This window comes from Mucilaginibacter polytrichastri (assembly GCF_001911425.1).
GTDB lineage: Bacteria > Bacteroidota > Bacteroidia > Sphingobacteriales > Sphingobacteriaceae > Mucilaginibacter > Mucilaginibacter polytrichastri.
Window position 1 is genome coordinate 2376341 of sequence record NZ_MPPL01000001.1, and the last position, 17257, is coordinate 2393597.

Annotated in this window: 20 protein-coding genes; all 20 read right to left on the bottom strand. The window is 46.0% G+C overall.

Annotation, left to right across the window (positions count from 1 at the left end):
* On the bottom strand, positions 1-341 hold a 341-nt coding region (locus RG47T_RS26370; RefSeq protein WP_216351040.1), incomplete at its 3' end, for a hypothetical protein.
* On the bottom strand, positions 341-1111 hold the full coding sequence (locus RG47T_RS10250; RefSeq protein ID WP_074489336.1) for a DUF4099 domain-containing protein: 771 nt from the start codon (positions 1109-1111) through the stop codon (positions 341-343). The genes RG47T_RS10250 and RG47T_RS26370, both read right to left, overlap by 1 nt.
* Position 1112: 1 nt before the next feature.
* Positions 1113-2288: an ArdC family protein gene (locus RG47T_RS10255; RefSeq protein ID WP_074489337.1), complete on the bottom strand. Its 1176-nt coding sequence runs from the start codon at positions 2286-2288 to the stop codon at positions 1113-1115.
* A complete protein-coding gene (locus RG47T_RS10260; protein WP_074489339.1) occupies positions 2281-2709 on the bottom strand; it encodes a M23 family metallopeptidase in 429 nt (142 codons plus the stop codon). The genes RG47T_RS10255 and RG47T_RS10260 overlap by 8 nt, the downstream gene beginning before the upstream one ends.
* Positions 2706-3116, bottom strand: coding sequence for a hypothetical protein (locus RG47T_RS10265; protein WP_074489340.1), 411 nt, complete (start codon positions 3114-3116; stop codon positions 2706-2708). The genes RG47T_RS10260 and RG47T_RS10265 overlap by 4 nt, the downstream gene beginning before the upstream one ends.
* Before the next feature lie 104 nt (positions 3117-3220).
* A complete protein-coding gene (locus tag RG47T_RS10270) occupies positions 3221-5104 on the bottom strand; it encodes a type IV secretory system conjugative DNA transfer family protein (protein ID WP_083627363.1) in 1884 nt (627 codons plus the stop codon).
* An 834-nt stretch (positions 5105-5938) separates the two neighbouring features.
* Positions 5939-6526, bottom strand: a complete 588-nt coding sequence (locus RG47T_RS10280) for a TetR/AcrR family transcriptional regulator (protein WP_074489343.1) — start codon at positions 6524-6526, stop codon at positions 5939-5941.
* Positions 6527-6934: 408 nt separating this feature from the next.
* The gene (locus tag RG47T_RS10285; RefSeq protein WP_074489344.1) at positions 6935-7510 is read right to left on the bottom strand and encodes a hypothetical protein; all 576 of its coding nucleotides are present in this window, start codon (positions 7508-7510) and stop codon (positions 6935-6937) included.
* A gap of 37 nt (positions 7511-7547) precedes the next feature.
* Positions 7548-8018, bottom strand: a complete 471-nt coding sequence (locus RG47T_RS10290) for a PaaI family thioesterase (protein WP_074489346.1) — start codon at positions 8016-8018, stop codon at positions 7548-7550.
* Positions 8008-8673 carry a Crp/Fnr family transcriptional regulator gene (locus RG47T_RS10295; RefSeq protein WP_074489347.1) on the bottom strand — a complete coding sequence of 222 codons (666 nt, stop codon included), beginning with the start codon at positions 8671-8673 and terminating at the stop codon, positions 8008-8010. Before RG47T_RS10295 ends, RG47T_RS10290 begins: the two co-directional genes overlap by 11 nt.
* Positions 8674-8780: 107 nt before the next feature.
* Positions 8781-9701: an NADP-dependent oxidoreductase gene (locus RG47T_RS10300; protein WP_074489349.1), complete on the bottom strand. Its 921-nt coding sequence runs from the start codon at positions 9699-9701 to the stop codon at positions 8781-8783.
* A gap of 46 nt (positions 9702-9747) precedes the next feature.
* Positions 9748-10752: a quinone oxidoreductase family protein gene (locus RG47T_RS10305; RefSeq protein ID WP_074489351.1), complete on the bottom strand. Its 1005-nt coding sequence runs from the start codon at positions 10750-10752 to the stop codon at positions 9748-9750.
* Positions 10753-10941: 189 nt separating this feature from the next.
* Positions 10942-11385: a TetR/AcrR family transcriptional regulator gene (locus RG47T_RS10310; RefSeq protein ID WP_171972510.1), complete on the bottom strand. Its 444-nt coding sequence runs from the start codon at positions 11383-11385 to the stop codon at positions 10942-10944.
* A gap of 97 nt (positions 11386-11482) precedes the next feature.
* Positions 11483-12211, bottom strand: coding sequence for a hypothetical protein (locus RG47T_RS10315; protein WP_074489353.1), 729 nt, complete (start codon positions 12209-12211; stop codon positions 11483-11485).
* A gap of 47 nt (positions 12212-12258) precedes the next feature.
* A complete protein-coding gene (locus RG47T_RS10320; protein ID WP_074489355.1) occupies positions 12259-13041 on the bottom strand; it encodes an alpha/beta fold hydrolase in 783 nt (260 codons plus the stop codon).
* 91 nt (positions 13042-13132) lie between these two features.
* Positions 13133-13567 carry an OsmC family peroxiredoxin gene (locus tag RG47T_RS10325; protein ID WP_074489357.1) on the bottom strand — a complete coding sequence of 145 codons (435 nt, stop codon included), beginning with the start codon at positions 13565-13567 and terminating at the stop codon, positions 13133-13135.
* 19 nt (positions 13568-13586) lie between these two features.
* On the bottom strand, positions 13587-14432 hold the full coding sequence (locus RG47T_RS10330) for an enoyl-CoA hydratase/isomerase family protein (RefSeq protein WP_083627365.1): 846 nt from the start codon (positions 14430-14432) through the stop codon (positions 13587-13589).
* A 52-nt stretch (positions 14433-14484) separates the two neighbouring features.
* Positions 14485-15231 carry an SDR family oxidoreductase gene (locus RG47T_RS10335; RefSeq protein WP_074489358.1) on the bottom strand — a complete coding sequence of 249 codons (747 nt, stop codon included), beginning with the start codon at positions 15229-15231 and terminating at the stop codon, positions 14485-14487.
* 76 nt (positions 15232-15307) lie between these two features.
* Positions 15308-16252: an alpha/beta fold hydrolase gene (locus RG47T_RS10340; RefSeq protein ID WP_083627549.1), complete on the bottom strand. Its 945-nt coding sequence runs from the start codon at positions 16250-16252 to the stop codon at positions 15308-15310.
* A 66-nt stretch (positions 16253-16318) separates the two neighbouring features.
* On the bottom strand, positions 16319-17188 hold the full coding sequence (locus RG47T_RS10345) for an alpha/beta fold hydrolase (RefSeq protein WP_074489360.1): 870 nt from the start codon (positions 17186-17188) through the stop codon (positions 16319-16321).
* Positions 17189-17257 lie beyond the last annotated feature (69 nt).

Below are 17257 nucleotides of genomic sequence, written 5' to 3' on the forward strand. Positions count from 1 at the left end.
AAAACGAGCGTAAATTTCCGTTTGGGAAAGTGGGTTTTGATCCAGTTCAATTGTCCGGGGTGCGGCAGGTTGCCAATAGCAATAAAAGATAGCGATTGCAGATTGGGGTAACTATTCAGGTTGACGGCGAGATAAGCTATCGCCTCCATCGCGGTTGAGGTGATGATCACTTCGCGGGTAACGGCGCTCCCGGCAATCCATAAGTTTTTAGTGGTCGGCACCCGGTGAAAGCCCATGTCGTAATGCTCAAAGTGCTCACCATAACTAAATACCAGTTCATCGATATCAAAGAATTCCTGAACCGCGTTTGGGATTCCCAGCGCTGTAAGCAGCGGATTCACTATCGGGAAATTACAGGCTTCGCCTTGCGAAGGTTATCTGAAAAGTCCGGGCGCTGGTCTTCCATTTCTAAAACAGTGTTGTAATAACCCTTACTCAATGATTTGGCCGTTGTTTCATCATGTTTCTCACCGAACATCGCATTAAGGCCAGTATATAACATGTAAGAGATGCCGCCGTCAATTATAATGGACGCGATCAGTGCCAGTTTATTCGACCGGATACCGTTCACATCTTTGCCTGAATAATTAAGTTTGGTGTCGTCCGTTAATGCAACCTCCTTCCCTTTCCGGTAATTCTCCTTCTGTGCCGGTGTTAGCTTTTCACCATTGATCATATCAGGGGCCATGACCTTTTCTGTATCAGAAATAATAAATTCCCGTGTTTCCGGGTCGTATTCCACCAAAACCTCTTTGGTATCGCCTTTTCGATCTTTGGTTACTTTCAATAGACTGGCCACCTCCCCTTTCTCTAATTCTTTAGCTTCAAAATCTTCCAGAAAGTCCGGTGTTGCCGGCTTTCTGTAGATCGGGTGCACCAGCAACTCGGTTTTGCCATTGCCTGCCGGTTGAAGGGATATTTTGGCATCCAGCGCCTTGATTTTGATATTTTCGGCTTCAAGGTTTTTGAGATTAAGCAGACCGGTTCGGCGGCCAGAAAGCAAAGCCTTTAAATCATTCACATTGATCAGGAGCTGACCTTTTTCGGCCAACCCTATTGTCTCCAATTCTTTCATTGGGAGATCTTTTTCATTATATCGGATCAGGTTCATCTTATCTCCCTATTTTATTGGTTTGACCTTGTTCTTGCTCCTGTTCTTCAGAGATCACCATTTCCGGTTCCATTGGGTTTGCTTTTGCTTCCAGGAGAGATTTATAAAGCACATCAGTTGGCTTGACATTGATGCGGCCGCCGTTAGCATCCTCCACCTTGATGTTTTTGTTTTTATAAGTTTCCAGCACTTTGTAGGTAGTATCTGAATAGGCGATCTGGTCGCCTTTTTTAAATCCTACCTCAACACCTGCACCTTCCTTTATTTCCTTCTTTTTGCCGACACCCAATAACATTGACGCAATCCTTTGTGCGTCATAAGCAGCTTTTGAAAGCTCGTATGGATCATCCTTTAAGGTTTTTGCCCAATTGGTTGCATAGGCAGCATGCGGGCCAAAGTTGTGGCCGATCTTAAGCTCCCCGCCAATGAGCATGGAAGCGATTGCAGCACGAAATTCCTCCCGGCCATACTCCTGCGAGCCAAATCTACCTTCCATAGGACGTTTCTGACGGCTCTCGTGGCCGGTCCAATGTGCCAGTTGATGGATCGCGGCCTGCAGGTATTTGGTTTCATTTTCAAACTGATCTTTCTCCGGCAGGTGGATTTCATCTTTGGCCTTATCATAAAATGCTTCCTGGCCGCCGTGAACAATGACAGCCTTGCTATCCGCAATTAATTTTTCTGCTCTTTCTATCGGTGTTAAAGGCTGCGCTTCCTGTTGTTTTTTCAGGAAATCTTCCAGTGGCGGGAAGTCTTTGATCTGTTCTGCGTTAAACAGGAAGGCAACCCCTTTTTCAGGCTTGGCGAACTCTACTGTTCTCGTTTGCGTCTTTCCATCCTCACCGACAACTTTTGCGCCGTCCGGAGTGCGTATGGCCTGGATGTCGCTGGTTTTCGGAAAATTGATCAGGGTTCCCTTTGCGTCTTCTTTAACATAATTTCCCGCATAGCGTGCGGCCTCCGCGGACATCCATCTTGGGTCATCGTGACCTTTCAACGCTAAAGCGATAGTATTTAAGGCGCTATAACCTTTCCCGGTAATCGGGTTGATCGGGGTTACAAAGGCAGGCATTCCATTTTCCTTAATGGGTTTCTGCAAGGGCGAGGTACCTGCCCTGAGTTCTGCTGACAGCTTTTCTGCAAGCTGTTCAAACAGCGGTTTGAATTGTTTACTCATGATGATTTTTAATAAGTGTTTCGTATAAAAATTTAATTGGGTTAATGTATTTGCAGTGATCCCTTATGGCCAGATGAAGATGTTCTCCGGTCACGCGGCCTGTTGCACCCGTAATACCGATTGCCGTTCCGCTGCTTACCGTATCACCAGGCAACACAAATACCTGACTGAGGTGTCCATAAATAAATTGGAGGTCGCCATGATCGAGTTTGATGTGAATGCCGAGATCTGGGTAATAGCCTGTTTCGGTGATCAGACCATCCATGATGGCGAATACCGTATCGGCGCGGGCGTGAAAGTCTACGCCAGCATGAAAAGCATATTTTCCGGTAATGGGATGGATACGGTAACCATAGGAAGAATTCAGGCGAAGATTTTTAAGTGGCAGGCAGATCAGGCAGCAGGTTATCCAGGCTTTCACCTGCCAACGAATTGATCCATTTTTAATGGAATGCTATTTTCGACCGGCACAAGGCTTCGACTCCATATCGCCGGGTTGTTTCCGGCAATCTCCAAAGCGTTCCAGATATCGATATTTCTGCCACGATCTTGTAAGAGGCTGATTTTGTAGAGGTCTTTATAATCCTCGAGATTCATCGATGCCGCTTCCTCCATCATTGCAGGATATAATTCACTCCGGTCTTTTAATTGCAGCAACGCGTTAGGGGAATATTTCCCTTCAGTTTGGTTATTGTCGAAACTGACAAATATTTCGTCGCTTGAATCTACATAAGTAAGGATACCGACCTTTCCCTGTTGGCCGGCAGGGTCATTTTCAAGGCCGGGGTGTACGAGCACAAGGGTGCCGTGAAGCTCATTCTTGTTCATCAGATTACATTTAAAGGTTTAAAATTTGGGTTAATAAATACCGTAAGTATTTGTTCTGGATGCGCCATGACCATGCTCCTGTAAGTACTTTTTGTTGTACCATCTTATTGATTTTTCATGGTTACTTTTGGTGGTGTTGGTTTGGCTTCAGGTTTGAACAGCAGTACGATGTCCTGAATTTCCTGGCCGATCCTGAAAAAGTTCTGCGTGAGCTTTGCATCTTTCTTGCCATCAAAGTCATAGTAAGTAGGCAGGGCTTTATATCCCTTTTCCTCTATGGCGATCTCTTTCATGTTCAGGTTGATGCGGCAGTTTATGGCCGAAGTCTCGAACTGTCCGGTGAATTTCTCCTGAGCGTCGGCAGCTATGACGCCGACCATTTCCCCGGCGCTGAGCGAGGCAATTTTGCCCGCGGGTATGAGCACTTCCAGTTTCTCATTCAGTGAGGTTGATGTTTTGTTCCGGTCAATAGAAAGGCCTTCGCCAAGCTGTTTTGACTTTCCAAAAATGCGTTCCAACCATTCCAAAGTTTCCTTATTCCGTACGGAGCCGGATAGTACATTGCCGATAACCGAAGTAATCGTCGCAGCGGTATCTTTCCCATATTGCTGATTAAACTGGGGCAATTCCTGCAGGCCCATCAATACAGCCACTTTATTACTCCTGGCGGTTGCAATCAGATTTTCAACCTTATGGACAAACAGGGTGGGCACTTCATCTACAATGAGTGCAGATGGCAAGTTACCCTTGGTGTTGATCAGCTTGGTCAGGCGGTTAATCACAATAGAGTAGCAGGCGGAATTGATGTTTTGCGTATTGGGATCATTGGCCAGTACTAAAATTCCAGGTGAATCCTTACCGGATATTTTCAGGTTAAAATCATCACCGGAGAACACCCAGAAGGTTTCTTTCGTGGCCAAACGGCTGATAAAAATTTTAAGGGTACCTACCTGCCCTTCGAGCTGATCGAATGCTTTGGCATGAAATGCGGTCATAAAAGGAGATAGCAGGGATTTTAGTTCCGGTTCGGAAACCAGCGCATTAAATATTTCTTCGTAGGATCTGTTTAGCAGCGCGAGTACGTGTGGTAAGCTTGAATACTGGCCATCAGCATGTTTGCTGAGGAAATAGATACAGGATGCCAGGAAGTTTATGGCGGATTGGGTAAAAAACTGATCGCTTCCCCCCGACCGGTCACCTTTTTTCAAGGCTTCAACCAGTGCCTCGGCAGTTTCGGCAGCATCTGCCAGTGAGCGGATATAGTCAGCCCGCCAGGGATTAATGCGGCGGCTTTTTTCAATCTCGTTCAGATTCAGCACATGAAAAGCGTAGCCTTTCATTTTGCCGGACTGTTTGGCAAGCAGATAATGGTAATAAGCGATATGTCCGAGGTCGGGAAACTTAAAATCGTATAGGCATACCGCAAACTCTTTGGCAATCAGCTGCCTGATAAAGGGATTTACGATTGAAAAACTTTTGCCCGATCCGGGTGTCCCGATTACAATCGTCCCCCGAAAAACGTTACAGATATTGATCCAACCGTTTCTGACTTTGCGGTTATGGTAAAACAGCATCGGAATATTGACCGAATAAGGGGTTTCTATTCGTTTAACAGGCTGCATGAAACTTTCGGCTTCCGTGTTCCACTTATCCTTTCCAAGACCAGATTTGATCATTTTGGAGATATTGTCCATGGAAACACTAATCAGCAATGCGCCTAAGAAAGAGCAGATCAGGTAGAGCAGGTTAAACCAGCTGGTGTAAGGCAACGCTATGGGCGAAGCCCTGCCCATGTAAACGATGCTGCCAAAAAATAAAAGCAGACCGAGGGCAAGCGGGTAGACGATATGCTTTTTTGCATCAAGGTCTGTTTTCTTTTTTGCCAGTGTCCCTATACTGACTAAGCAGATCAGTAAAAGGGTGGTCAGTTTGCTGAATATCAGCTGTTGGTAAATGACGATGTGCCCGATCTTATCGAGGGGATTAATAAAAACGCCCCAGAAACGGAATAATTGGAGGGGACCCTCTGGGGAGGAAACCGTTTATGCCGTAGTCTTTTGCAAAACCCACCGCTATCTCCGGCAAGATATTAGCTGCGCTTTTTACCCGTTTCGCCTAAAAATAAAACGGATTACAATAAAAAATGCCGTTGGAGCCGTAGGCGATGAAAAGTGCGGGGAGGATAAAGAAAATGCTGTGATAACAGTTTTTTCGCGGGGCTGAATACCATTTTACGAAGTGAGGCGAGCGGAATGCAGTAAGATGGTTTCAGCAATGGGGGCACCTACAACATTAATTGGATGCAAACCACCTATTTAACAAATACCTTTCAGAGCGGTTCAAGTCTGATTGCTGAAAATAATAGCTCGGTCATCTGCAAAAAAGTACGCTAACTGGGATATATTATGTTTTATTTGACCTGTTTCTTATGGACGCAAGTTCAAATGATATTGATTCGTGAATTTCGGTTTTAAAATGTCCAAATTCAGGGACTGAAATTCAACTAACTGATGGATAATGGTTGAGGGAAAATAAGCGCTGATGGATGACTATTAAGATCATCTTTGTGGAGTAAAAATGTCTACCGTTAGTGATGGAAGTGGCATCCTGCATAGCAGATAAAGCGTACAGCGCGGGCCGAAGGCAACGGCATTATGAGTAAGTAATTAAAAATGGTTCAAAAGATGGTTGAGAAATCTTGTAAGCGTATATAATTGGGATTTTTTAATGGAAAACGCAATCAAATGTCGCTGCATTTAATCATTACAAAGCAATCAACTTGTTAAAACAGCTGGGAACATGGTAAACAAATAAGCTGTCTGTTATAAGCTATTCTCTTCAACCTCAGCTTTGATAAGCCCGATTAAAATCCCCATCTGATCGATGTTTTGGGAAGCCCTGGAGATCAGTATCCCGCCTTCCATCATGGCGTAAGCTTTGATGGCAAATATTTTAGCATCCCATGTCTTTTTAAACTGGCCTTCCTGTATCCCTTCTTCTACGGTAATGGAAAAGAAACTCTGCACGTCCGAGATGGTCTTGGCAACCTTACCGAGAATAACAGGATCTGTATCATCAGCCTCCATAGCGAAATTCATCATGGGGCACCCACCGGCCACAGGCGGATGCAATGGGTCACTTAAAAATTCAAGCATGCCGATCATGCGCTCTTTTGGTGTTTTGAATTCCTGAACAGCTTCCAGGCACTTGGCCACAAACAATTCCAGATTGTAGGCTGCGACACTGACTGCGAGTTCTTCCTTATTGGCGAAGTGTACATAGAGGCTCCCTTTGGACATCTTGGTAACCTGCATGAGATCAGTGACAGATGTTCCGGCAATGCCCCTGGTCATAAAGACCGGCGCAGCCTGTTCTATGATAAATTGTTTGGTTTTTTCTGCTTTTGACATGCCCCTGAAGTTGTAAGTGTACAAATATAATGACCTCTCGTTCATTACTACACTGATCACCTGATGCTAATCGCCAATTAACAGACTGGCAAAGGACAAGTTCAGAAAGAAATATTGTGAAGGGTTACCGGGATAGCCGTTCAACAACACCTGGATCGGGGCCTGTCCGTTTCGATGAGGTATAAAAAAGATCCGGCTTTTAAAAGAAAATAGTTATCAGTTACTTTCACCGGACCTTTCACTCAATCACATCAAAACAACACTCATCAACATCATGATCAGTTTAACAATACAAATATATGAACAATCGTTCATAATAAAAATATTGTGAGGGCTTTTGTTTCTTATTGACCCCTGACTGACAATCCAATTTGATGCCTTACAGAATGTTAGATAAAAATTTTGCTGTTATTGCTTATTCCTAACAAGTGGTAGTTGCAGATTGGTCGGCCTGTTTTCCGGTTTGTCAAACGCGCGCCCATCCACATTTTTGCTACCGTTGAAAAGCATATCGCCATATACATAGATGAGGTCATAATCCACGTAGGTCTCATCAGCAGAAAGCCCGAAGGGTATAAAGGCTTTGGCCAATACGCTTTGTACCTTTCCCACTTCCCAGGTATCCAGTGTTGCTGAAGGGACCTTGTTTACGGCATCTGCAAATCCCTGATGCAACGGCGTAACCTCATAAGCGATATCGGCTACATAATCCACTTTGTACGCACCTGTTGCAAGCGGATGTTCACCCTGCCAAATCAGGTGGCATTTGATAAAAATGCTCACCAGCGGTACTTTAGCGTTCGGATCTGCATAATTGATGACGGTACATTCAAATATATCCGGCTCGCTATATTTGAATAGCCGGGTCAGGTAAAACGGCTGAATAGCGCCTGCCGCTGATTTGCTGATACTTGGGCGTACCTCCGGAGCGATATTTTTCCACTCGCCGCCGATAATAAATTGCTGTGTTTGTTCTGCTGTCATAGATAATTTTTGATTGTTTATGAATTAATAATGATTTTTAGGTGGAAGCAATGCCTGATTCCGGCATTGGAATATCGGTCTTCAGCATATTGGAGTTACCGCGCGCAAGCAACCGCTTTTTGGGCAGATACCATAATTCGAACTGAATATTGATGATTTGCCGACCTGCACGGACTATGGTAGTCTTACCGGTAACGGTTTCTCCTACTTTAGCTGTTGCCAGGTAATCTATGGTATTATTGACCGTCGTATAAAAGTATTGACGCCCCATGCAGATAACCGTTGCGCCGATCAGATCATCCATTATTCCGGCGGTAATCCCGCCATGCAATGTGCCCATTGGATTGGCCATTTCGGGTCGGATGGTGTAGTCAAAGGTAAGTCCCTCCTCCCCGACTTCCCTAACTACGGGTGCCAGCCAGCACATGAACGGAGAAGGGGATTCGGTCAGCGGCCGATCAAGCTGCGCAGTCAGAATGGCACGGATTTGACTAATTCTATTTTCCATCTGCCGATACTGTTTTTAAATCAGATGTACATTTTCCCGGTTCCGCCACAGTATTCAGCCCTGCCCGGATCCTGCTAAGCGACTGCGGAGCAACCCCCAAATAAGATGCAAGATAGTAGTTTGAAAAAAGCTGGATGAGATGCGGTTCTTCGCTTAGCACTTTCAGGTAGCGATCAGTAGCATTCATCGTGAGCAACGTATAAACCCGGTCATAGGTCACGATAAAAGCACTTTCATTAAGCATTCGCATAAACTGCTCGAACTGAGGAAGCTCGACATAAGCCTGCTCAAAGAATTTGTGTCCGAACTGAATGAGGGTTACATCTGTCAATGCCTCGATAGACATGGTTCCAGGCGTATGTGTGAGGAAGCTTTTGTAATCAACCAGGAACAGGTTTTTTGTATTACTGGTACAACTGTTATAATGAAACATCCAGGTGATTGTTTTTCCGGAATAATCCGTGTAATAGGAACGGGCTTTACCGGAAACGATAAAATAGATGTGCCGGGCGGTTTCCTTGGAATTAAAAAGCATACTACCCTTGGCCACCGATACTAATTTGGTCTTAGCAGCAATAAACTCAGCTGCAGCATCATCGATTTCCACTAACCTTCTCATGTAATCCAGCAACGGATTATAAATACATTCAGACATATTTTCATTAGTTGATTAAACAAATAGCCTGCTGACAATAAAAAACAGCGGCTCCATATTAATAAGGCACTTCAACTTTCATCAGTTGAGGTGCCGGTATATAGTATTTAGATTTGATTCAGCACGATCTTTCCCCTGGTGTGTTTGGCGCCAACGATTTCGTGGGCTCGCGCGATTTCTACAAAGGGAATTATTTCCTGGATCTCAGGGATGATCATTCCTTCGGACACGAGATGCAGAATATCGTCAAGGTCAAAGCTGACCGGTTTAACATATTGGGTGATGGCACGAATCTCCCCGCTGTCAACGCGGTCAGATTTAATCGGGTACGGCAAAATGGATACGAGAATACCACCCTTTTTAATTAATGGATACGACAATTCCCTGGTATCCCCGCCAATCGGATCGAGAACGGCATCTACCCCCCTGGCTATGGAAAAGTTCTTTGTTTTATAATCAATGGTTACATCAGCACCAAGTTCTGTAAGGTATTTGAAATTTTCCGGTGATCCGGTCGCATAGACGAAACAGCCACGAAGTTTGGCCAGTTGAATGGCGAAAACACCAACGCCCCCCGCTCCGGCATGGATGAGAATACTTTGACCGGACCTCAGATCCATGTCCTGGTACAATACCTGATAAGCAGTCAGCGCCGCTACCGGCAACGAAGCCGCAACCTCAAAGGATACATTATCGGGGATCAGTGCGATTTGCGTCTCTTTAGCAAGCGTAAATTCGGCATAGGCACCCGGGTCTTTCGGCGAAGGGCGCAGGCCCGCCACCCGGTCACCAAGCTTGAACTTTGTTGCTTTACTTCCGGTTTGCGCTACGACGCCGGCGAAGTCAAGGCCAAGGATTTCTGGAAAGACACCGAAATATCCGTTTTGACGGGTAAAAACATCGACCGGATTAATGCCGATAGCTTTAATGCTGATCAATACATCATCGTCCTGATAAACCGGGACGGGTACGTCGGCCAGTGTAAGCACTTCAGGCCCACCCTGTTGTTTCGTTACTATTGCTTTCATATTTTAAATGCTGTCCATCAGGAGTAACCTATCCGGAGATTTATAATTAGTTGTTTACTGTGTAAAATGCTGTCCGGAGCGCGGCTTTGCCCATGGTCATCCTGGAATCGATATCATCCAAAGCCTGCTGCGCATCGTTCAGCTCATACTTAAAACCTGATACAATTTTAAGGCTGCCTTCGGCAATCAGCTCTAGCAGATAGGCGGAAGCTTTGTTGTAATTTTCCGGCAATTCAGTATAAGAGCCTACAAAGAAGCCGGCTATGCTTTGGCTCTTGCCCATAAGTGCAGCAATGTGTGCCGAAGTCCAGTTCGTTGAAAAAACGGAACCGAGTACAAGCAACCTGCCAAAGGGAGCCAGGATCTTCAAACTGTCTGTCGCGATATCTCCGGCTGCTGAACTCAGGATAATATTAACCCCTTTGCCTTCGGTCGCCGCCATTATTTTATCTGTCCAGCCAGGTTCGCTGTAGTTGATCAGCACGTCTGCACCGAGCGACTGTGCCAGGGTCAATTTATCTTCACTACTTGCCCCCGCAATTACTTTTTTAACACCGAGGATCTTGGCCAACTGAATAGCAATAGTACCAACGCCCCCGGCAGCGGCATGGATAAAGATGCTGTCACCGCTACTGATCCTCGCCTGTTCAGTTAGAAGGAACCAGGCAGTTAGCCCCTGAACAGGCACAGCAAGGCCGTCTTCAAAGGATACATTATCGGGTAATTCAATCACTTCCTCTTCTTTCGCAAGTGCATATTCAGCAAAGCCGCCCTGAAAGCCCATCTTTCCGAGAAGCGCTACAACCCGCTTACCATGGAGTGCCTGGTTTGTATCCTCCCCGTTAACTTCAACAATTCCGGCTACTTCGAGGCCGAGGGTAAGCGGCAGCACTGGCATATTGAAATACCGTCCTTTATATTTTTGTATATCCGAGTAATTTACCCCGGCTACATACACTCTGATGAGTATTTCACCCTTACCGGGAACCGGGATTTCTAATTCCTGAACTTGTAATGGCTCATTGATCTTCGTTAAAATAACTGCTTTCATGAGGTAACAATTTATAATATTGGTTTAAGTATCTACTAACCGGTGAAACTGAACGGTCGCAGAAAGGACAAAAATTTATAGGCTGAACTCTTTTATATCATTTTTTAACATTTCGTTCACAATCCGCATTTGCTGGGTATCACCGAACGTCCGGCAGGCCAGCATGGCGCCTTCCAGCATTGGGAACATTTAAACAGCAAAATGGCTGCTGTTCGTGCCCGAATTAAATTCTCCTGCTGAAATACCGCTGTCCACTAACCCGCTGATCCTGGCCTGAAGTGCTTTTATCTTTTCCCCTGCCAGTTTTCGGATCACTAGGTTGGTGTCGTCAGCTTCCGCACCAAAATTCAGTAATGGGCAGCCTCCGTCATTGATTACCAAAACGTCCCTGTAAAAGTCAAGCAAAGCAAAAAGTTTATCCTTTGCGGTCACTTTTACCTTGACAACTCCGCTGATACCTTCAGAAAGCTGATTACACAAAAAATTGAAAGCCTCGGTACTGATCTCGTCCTTGCTCTCAAAATTCCGGTATATACCGCCTTTGGCAAGACCGGTCACTTCCATAAACTCGCTGATGGAAGTGCCGGCAATACCTTTTTTGTTAAAAACAGGGGCAGACCTTTCTATGATCATATTTCGGGTTATCTGGCCTTTTGTCATCATGACCCAAATAAGACCGACTGGTCTCAAATGCAAATTTCTATACCATTTTCAATTAAGATTAGTTTACTCAGGAAAATTTGACATCCGTTACTTCAATATCGATCCAGACCGGCTCGGGTTTAAATCCATTTTGCCCATCCTGTGAATACACTTTTCGTTTAGTCGGCAATTTGATCCCCATGAACTCACGGTAGTCAAAAACATAATGAGCTGTTGGCGTTTTACCAAAAACGTCAGCCCAGTAGTCATGCCTTCTCAGGTGCCCGGCCGCATCATAATAAAATACCTGCCTTTTGTTATGGGTCTCAATATGATCAGGAAAAAAGACTTCCAGCCTTCGCCATGTTTCGTCCCCCTCTATCCACGGTTCGATCTCATTGGTGACAAAACCCGGATAGGTAAAAATGAACGGCGAAGTAAAATAGGTCCAGGCGGCGTAGCTGGCGAAATATATCGCCTCCAGTTTGCTCCAGGTTCCGGCAAGATGGTTCAGGATCGAGGCGCGCGGGTCTAAAAGCTCTTCGATGAGTTTCCCTGCCCGGTCTTCCAATGCGACGCGCTGGTATTCAAATACCGACCTGATCTCCGGGCCAAAAACCGGATAGTAGTTCGCATACTGAAATTTGGTATTGGCGGTGAAAGTGACATCGCTCAGGATATTTTCCTGGCCTTTGATCTTCCAGGTCTCCCCGCCTATCTTTAGCTGTAACGTCACATTGTTAAATTGTTCCCATTTTTCGATGCCGCCATGTGCTTTCACTACAAAGTCAAGCAACTCGTTTTTTTTCTGATCCATTTTAGCTGATTTAAAGGTTCAAGCCTGTATTACGCCGAACCAGTGACCTATTTAGATTCTGTTAATATAATTGCCGCAAGCTTATCAGGCATTGAAATAAAGGGCGTATGACTGCTTTGCAAGGTGTATTCCTTTACCACGTTCGGCGCGTCTTTCACCATTCTTTCCTGAAGTCCAATGCTGACAACCATATCGTTAACCGTATGGATATAAACTTTTTTAATTGAACCGAATTTTTCCGGGGTAAGCGTAACCGGCGTTGCCAACGGTGCCAACGGTTCAGGCCTCAGGTTGTCAGCGATATACTGACCGATCTTCGGTGGGGCATCCGCAGCAAAGCACTCAATAATACCTTCTTTTTTGACACCGGCAATGCCGTTTTCTTTATCGATCACCAGGTACTTGCCGATATGCGCGCCGGCGTCTGTCTGTGCAAGTGAAAGGAGGCTCTCGCCTGTTTTAGGAAGGAAGGCGGCGAGATAAATAAGTTTGCTGATTTGGCCTGGTATCTCTTCAGCCACCTGGCTGACCACCAGACCCGACATACTATGTCCTACCAGTATCACATTTTTTCGATCACCGATAGCAGCTTTTACCGTTTCTACATAGCTCTGAAAGGAAATTGCCGTGATTGCGGTGCTGTCCTTGCCATGCCCCGGAAGGTTTACTTCAATAACTTCATGGCCTTTTGCCTTCAACAAGGGCGTAACTGCCTGCCAGGAAGATGCGTCCGTCCATGCACCGTGCACAAGTACAATTGTTTTATTCTTTTGGGCAAACGTGGTGAATCCGATTACACTCAGCGTCATTAGCATTATTAGTTTTTTCATTTTTTTAAGCTTAAATGTTTATTAAAATTATTTGGGTTGATAAGCCGGACGAACCGGGTATTTTTAGTGTTTTTATAAAAATTAATGGAGATCAGGTAACCAGATAAGCCTGAAGCACGGGCTCCAGCGTCAGGATCTGAGAGATAGTACATACCTTTTTCGCCTTTTCTGCGAGCAGTAGAAACTGATCATAGTTTGCCCCGGGTATTTTAGCCGTGACGACAAGAATAGCCCCTTTGATCTGCGGATGACCGGCATCGTTGTAGCCAAGTACAATATCTATTCTTGAGTCCACGCTTTTGAGTTCCAAACCGGCATGATCAAGCACATTGGCCAGTGCCTGGTTGTAACAGGCGGAATGCGCTGCTGCCAATAATTCCTCCGGGCTGCCTCCGGCTGTTCCTTCAAAACGGCTTGAAAACGTATATGGCTTGCCCTTTACCGCACCACTTTTTGTCGATATGGTTCCGCTGCCTGTTTTCCATTTGCCCTGCCACGTTGCAGATCCCGATGCTATCATATTCATTTTTTTAGAATCAGTTATGTTAATAATTCGGCAGGTTCCATTCCGTTTCAGGCGTTCCCCATCCCAATGACCTTACTTTTTTCAGTGCTTCTACCGCATCAGGCCCGGAGGCCAGCTTCAGAAATCCCTGAAAGCTTTCGCCTAATTCTTCCAGTGTCGGGATGCCCGAATGTTTGATGACCAGCGCCTTTGCGGCTGCAAGGGCCGCACCGGAAAATTTCCCGATACGGGTGGCCAGTTCGTCCACAAAATCATCAAGATCCTCATCGGTAACCGCGCGGTTTATCCAACCATACAGTTCTGCGGTCTCCGCGTCAAAATCGTCGGCACTCAGGATGATCTCCAATGCACGCCCCCTGCCGGTGTGTCTTGGAAGCCATTCGATCCCACCGCCACCAGGCAGTAGTCCGAAACCAACCTCCAGCTGGCAAAGACGTGAATCTTCACGGCTGGCGAAACGCATGTCCATGGCGCAAAGCAATTCGCTGCCAACGCCCCGTGCCCGTCCCCTGATCTTTCCGATAGTAATCACCGGTGAGGTGGTCAACCAGTGACTGAACAGCGGCAACTCTTTAATAATATTCCGGGCACCGGGAATTTCCGGCACTTCCTGTAAACGCGAAGTATCAATGTGCGCCATAAAGAAGTTCTTGACAGCAGATTCGAATACCAGCACTTTAACTTCGGGGTTATCTGTTGCGAACTCCTTCACCAGGATAAGACCGGCAAAAACTTCGGGGTTTAACAGGTTAAGCGGAGGATTATTGATCGCCGCTACAAAATAACCTTCTGCCTTTTTGATCAGGGTAACCACACTGCTTTCGATCAGATTCTCGTTAAAAATTGCTTTTGGATCTGTACTCATAATTTTAATTGTTTATTGAAATCCGGTCTCTCGGAATTAAGTTATTAAGGAATTATTTTGTGGGATTCATCGCTGCAAGTGCCTTTTCCGGTGACGAAAGATAGAGCTGATAAAGATTTTCGGTTTGCCCTACCCTGATCTCGTAGCAGTCGTTTTCCACCGCTTCCAAAAGCGCCGTGGCCACATCTTCAGGGGACATACCTCTTTCACCGCCGATATCTTTAGAAAAATTCGTGTTGACGAGTGGGGGCATCAATTCAAATACCTTAATGCCGCTTTTTTCGGCCAGGGCAAGACGGAGCGACTGGGTGTAGGAATGCAATGCCGCCTTACTTGCTGCGTATCCCGGCAGACGTTTACCCGGAACGAAGGCTACGACAGAAGAAACGTTAACAATAGCAGCTTCGGGCTGTTGCTTCAGCAGCGGTAACAATCGTTCCGTAAGTCGGACAATGCTGAAATAATTGGTCAGCATTTCTGTCCAGGCCAAGTCTGCGGCGTTATTCCCATCACCGAAAAGGTCATAAACAAAAGCGCTGCCAGCATTATTAATGAGGATATCAAGTTCGGGATAATCAGCATTTATGGTTTCCGCCAGCGAAATAATATCATTTTCCACGCTCGAATCAGAAACGATATAGGCCCCGTTCTTCAGCTGGGCAACCGCTTCGATCAGCCGGTTCTTATCCCGGCCCGTAATAATTACCCGGTTGTCTTTACTGTCGAATAGTTTTGCGATCTCCAAACCGATACCCGCGCTGCCGCCTGTGATCAGAATGGTACTCTTTGAAGTTTTCATGTTATAGCTTTATGTTTAAATTTTAAGTGTCCCGCTACGTGTTTCGTCAATGCCTTTTTTACCGGTTGTTAAATGTTCAGACCACGCTATCCAGAAACAGGGTAATGTGTCTGACGAACAGTTCAGGCTCCTGGTTCTGTGGGCTGTGGTTTGCATTTGGATAAATAACCAGCTGCGCATTGGGTATATGCATCTTCATATTGAACGCATTGACCACGGGCAGGATAACATCATGATCACCATGGCCTATAAATACAGGCTGTTTGATCTCCTTCAGGTATTCAAACTTATTGTCATACATCTTTCCCCATCCGAAAATGGCAGCCAGCTGTGCGGGAACAACCTTTTCGGTGAGCAGCGGATCTTTCGCCGTCCTTGCCCGGATCCTTTTGAGATAGGCCCAGCCTGCTTTCTGGCTTTCCTCCGTGGGAATAAAGAAGGTATCCAACAAAAGCTCATCAGGTTGATCATGCTTCTTTTTTAACATCTCCCACACTTCCGATGAGTAGTCCTGCATGCCTTCTCCTCCCCTCGGCCCGGTTCCAACTAGGATCAGGCGGCGGATCAGTTCCGGGCGGTCGAGCGTGAACTGCTGGGCAACCATGCCGCCTATAGAGAAACCCCACAGGTCAATTTTCTTCAGGCCGAGCGCGTCTACAAACGCCCCGGCATCTTTCGCCATAGCTGCAATCGTGTCCGGCGTTTCTCCGGATGATCCGGATACACCCCTGTTATCAAAAATGATCACTTCGCGGTCTTTAGCCAGTGCATTGATCACAGCCGGATCCCAGTTATCCATGGTGCCGGTCAGGTAATTGGTACAAACCAAAGGCAGGCCTGCTTTTTTTCCCAACCTGCGGTAAGCAAATTTGACCCCGTTCGCTTCAACATATTTAGTCGGCACGTTGGAGGCATTGTAAGGGTGTGCAACTGCCGCCTCAGCAATTACCGGAACACTGTTTAACAACGCCAGCCCAGCTGCCGCTATCGATCCCTGTTTGAGGAAATTTCTTCTTTCCATTTCAATTTTTATCAATATACCCGCTGCCAGCGGCACGCATTTGCAAAGCAGCGGATACGGATACAATTAATAGTAATAAACCTCGGTCAGGAATATGTTCACCTGCTTGATGAACTCTTCAGTATACTGGTAAAGTGACCCGTGATTAGAATCAGGATAGATGATCAGTTTCGCATAAGGCAGTTCCTGTTGCAGGATATAAGAGTTAATGGTCGGAAACAACAGATCCTGCTTACCGTTTACCACAAGTACCGGGCATTTAATACTTTTCAGGTATTCGTACGAACCTTCACTTTTGGTTCCCCATTCCGTAATTGCAGCCAGCTGATTCGGAATTACCTGGTCATTGATGCTGATATCACGGTCAACAGAACGTGCCCTGATGCGATCCAAAAAGCGCTGACCGGCGGCCTGGCTGGATTCGCTCGGGCTAAAGAAAGTGTCTAGCAACAACATATCCGGCTTCTCATATTCCTTAGAGAAAAAGGCCCAGACTTCCGGAGAAAACGTGGCTAGGTCTTCACCGCCTCTCGGACCGGAACCGACAATGATCAAACGGTTAACCAATTCAGGACGTTCAAGGGTGATGGTCTGTGCGACGAAGCTTCCCATGGAAAATCCGAAAAGATTAATATTTTTCAGTTCGAGGGCATCGATAAAGGCTATCGCGGTTGCAGCAATACCTTTAATAGTCTGCGCAACTTCACCACCTGAGCTGGCTACCCCGGCATTATCAAAGATAATGACATCGTGATCGACGGCTAAACCATCAATCAGGGCCGGATCCCAGTTGTCCAGTGTACCAGTGAAATGCTGTGTAAACACCATTGGTTTCGCACCAGCCTTGCCGTACCGGCGGTAGGCATATTTAATGCCGTTGGCTTCGATAAATTGTGTCGGTACGGTTAAAGCGTTAAGTTCTAATGTAGTTTCCATAACTAATTTAAGTTGTTAATGATTAATATTTATTACCGGTACTGCGCCCACCGGCGAGGGTTAAAGTTT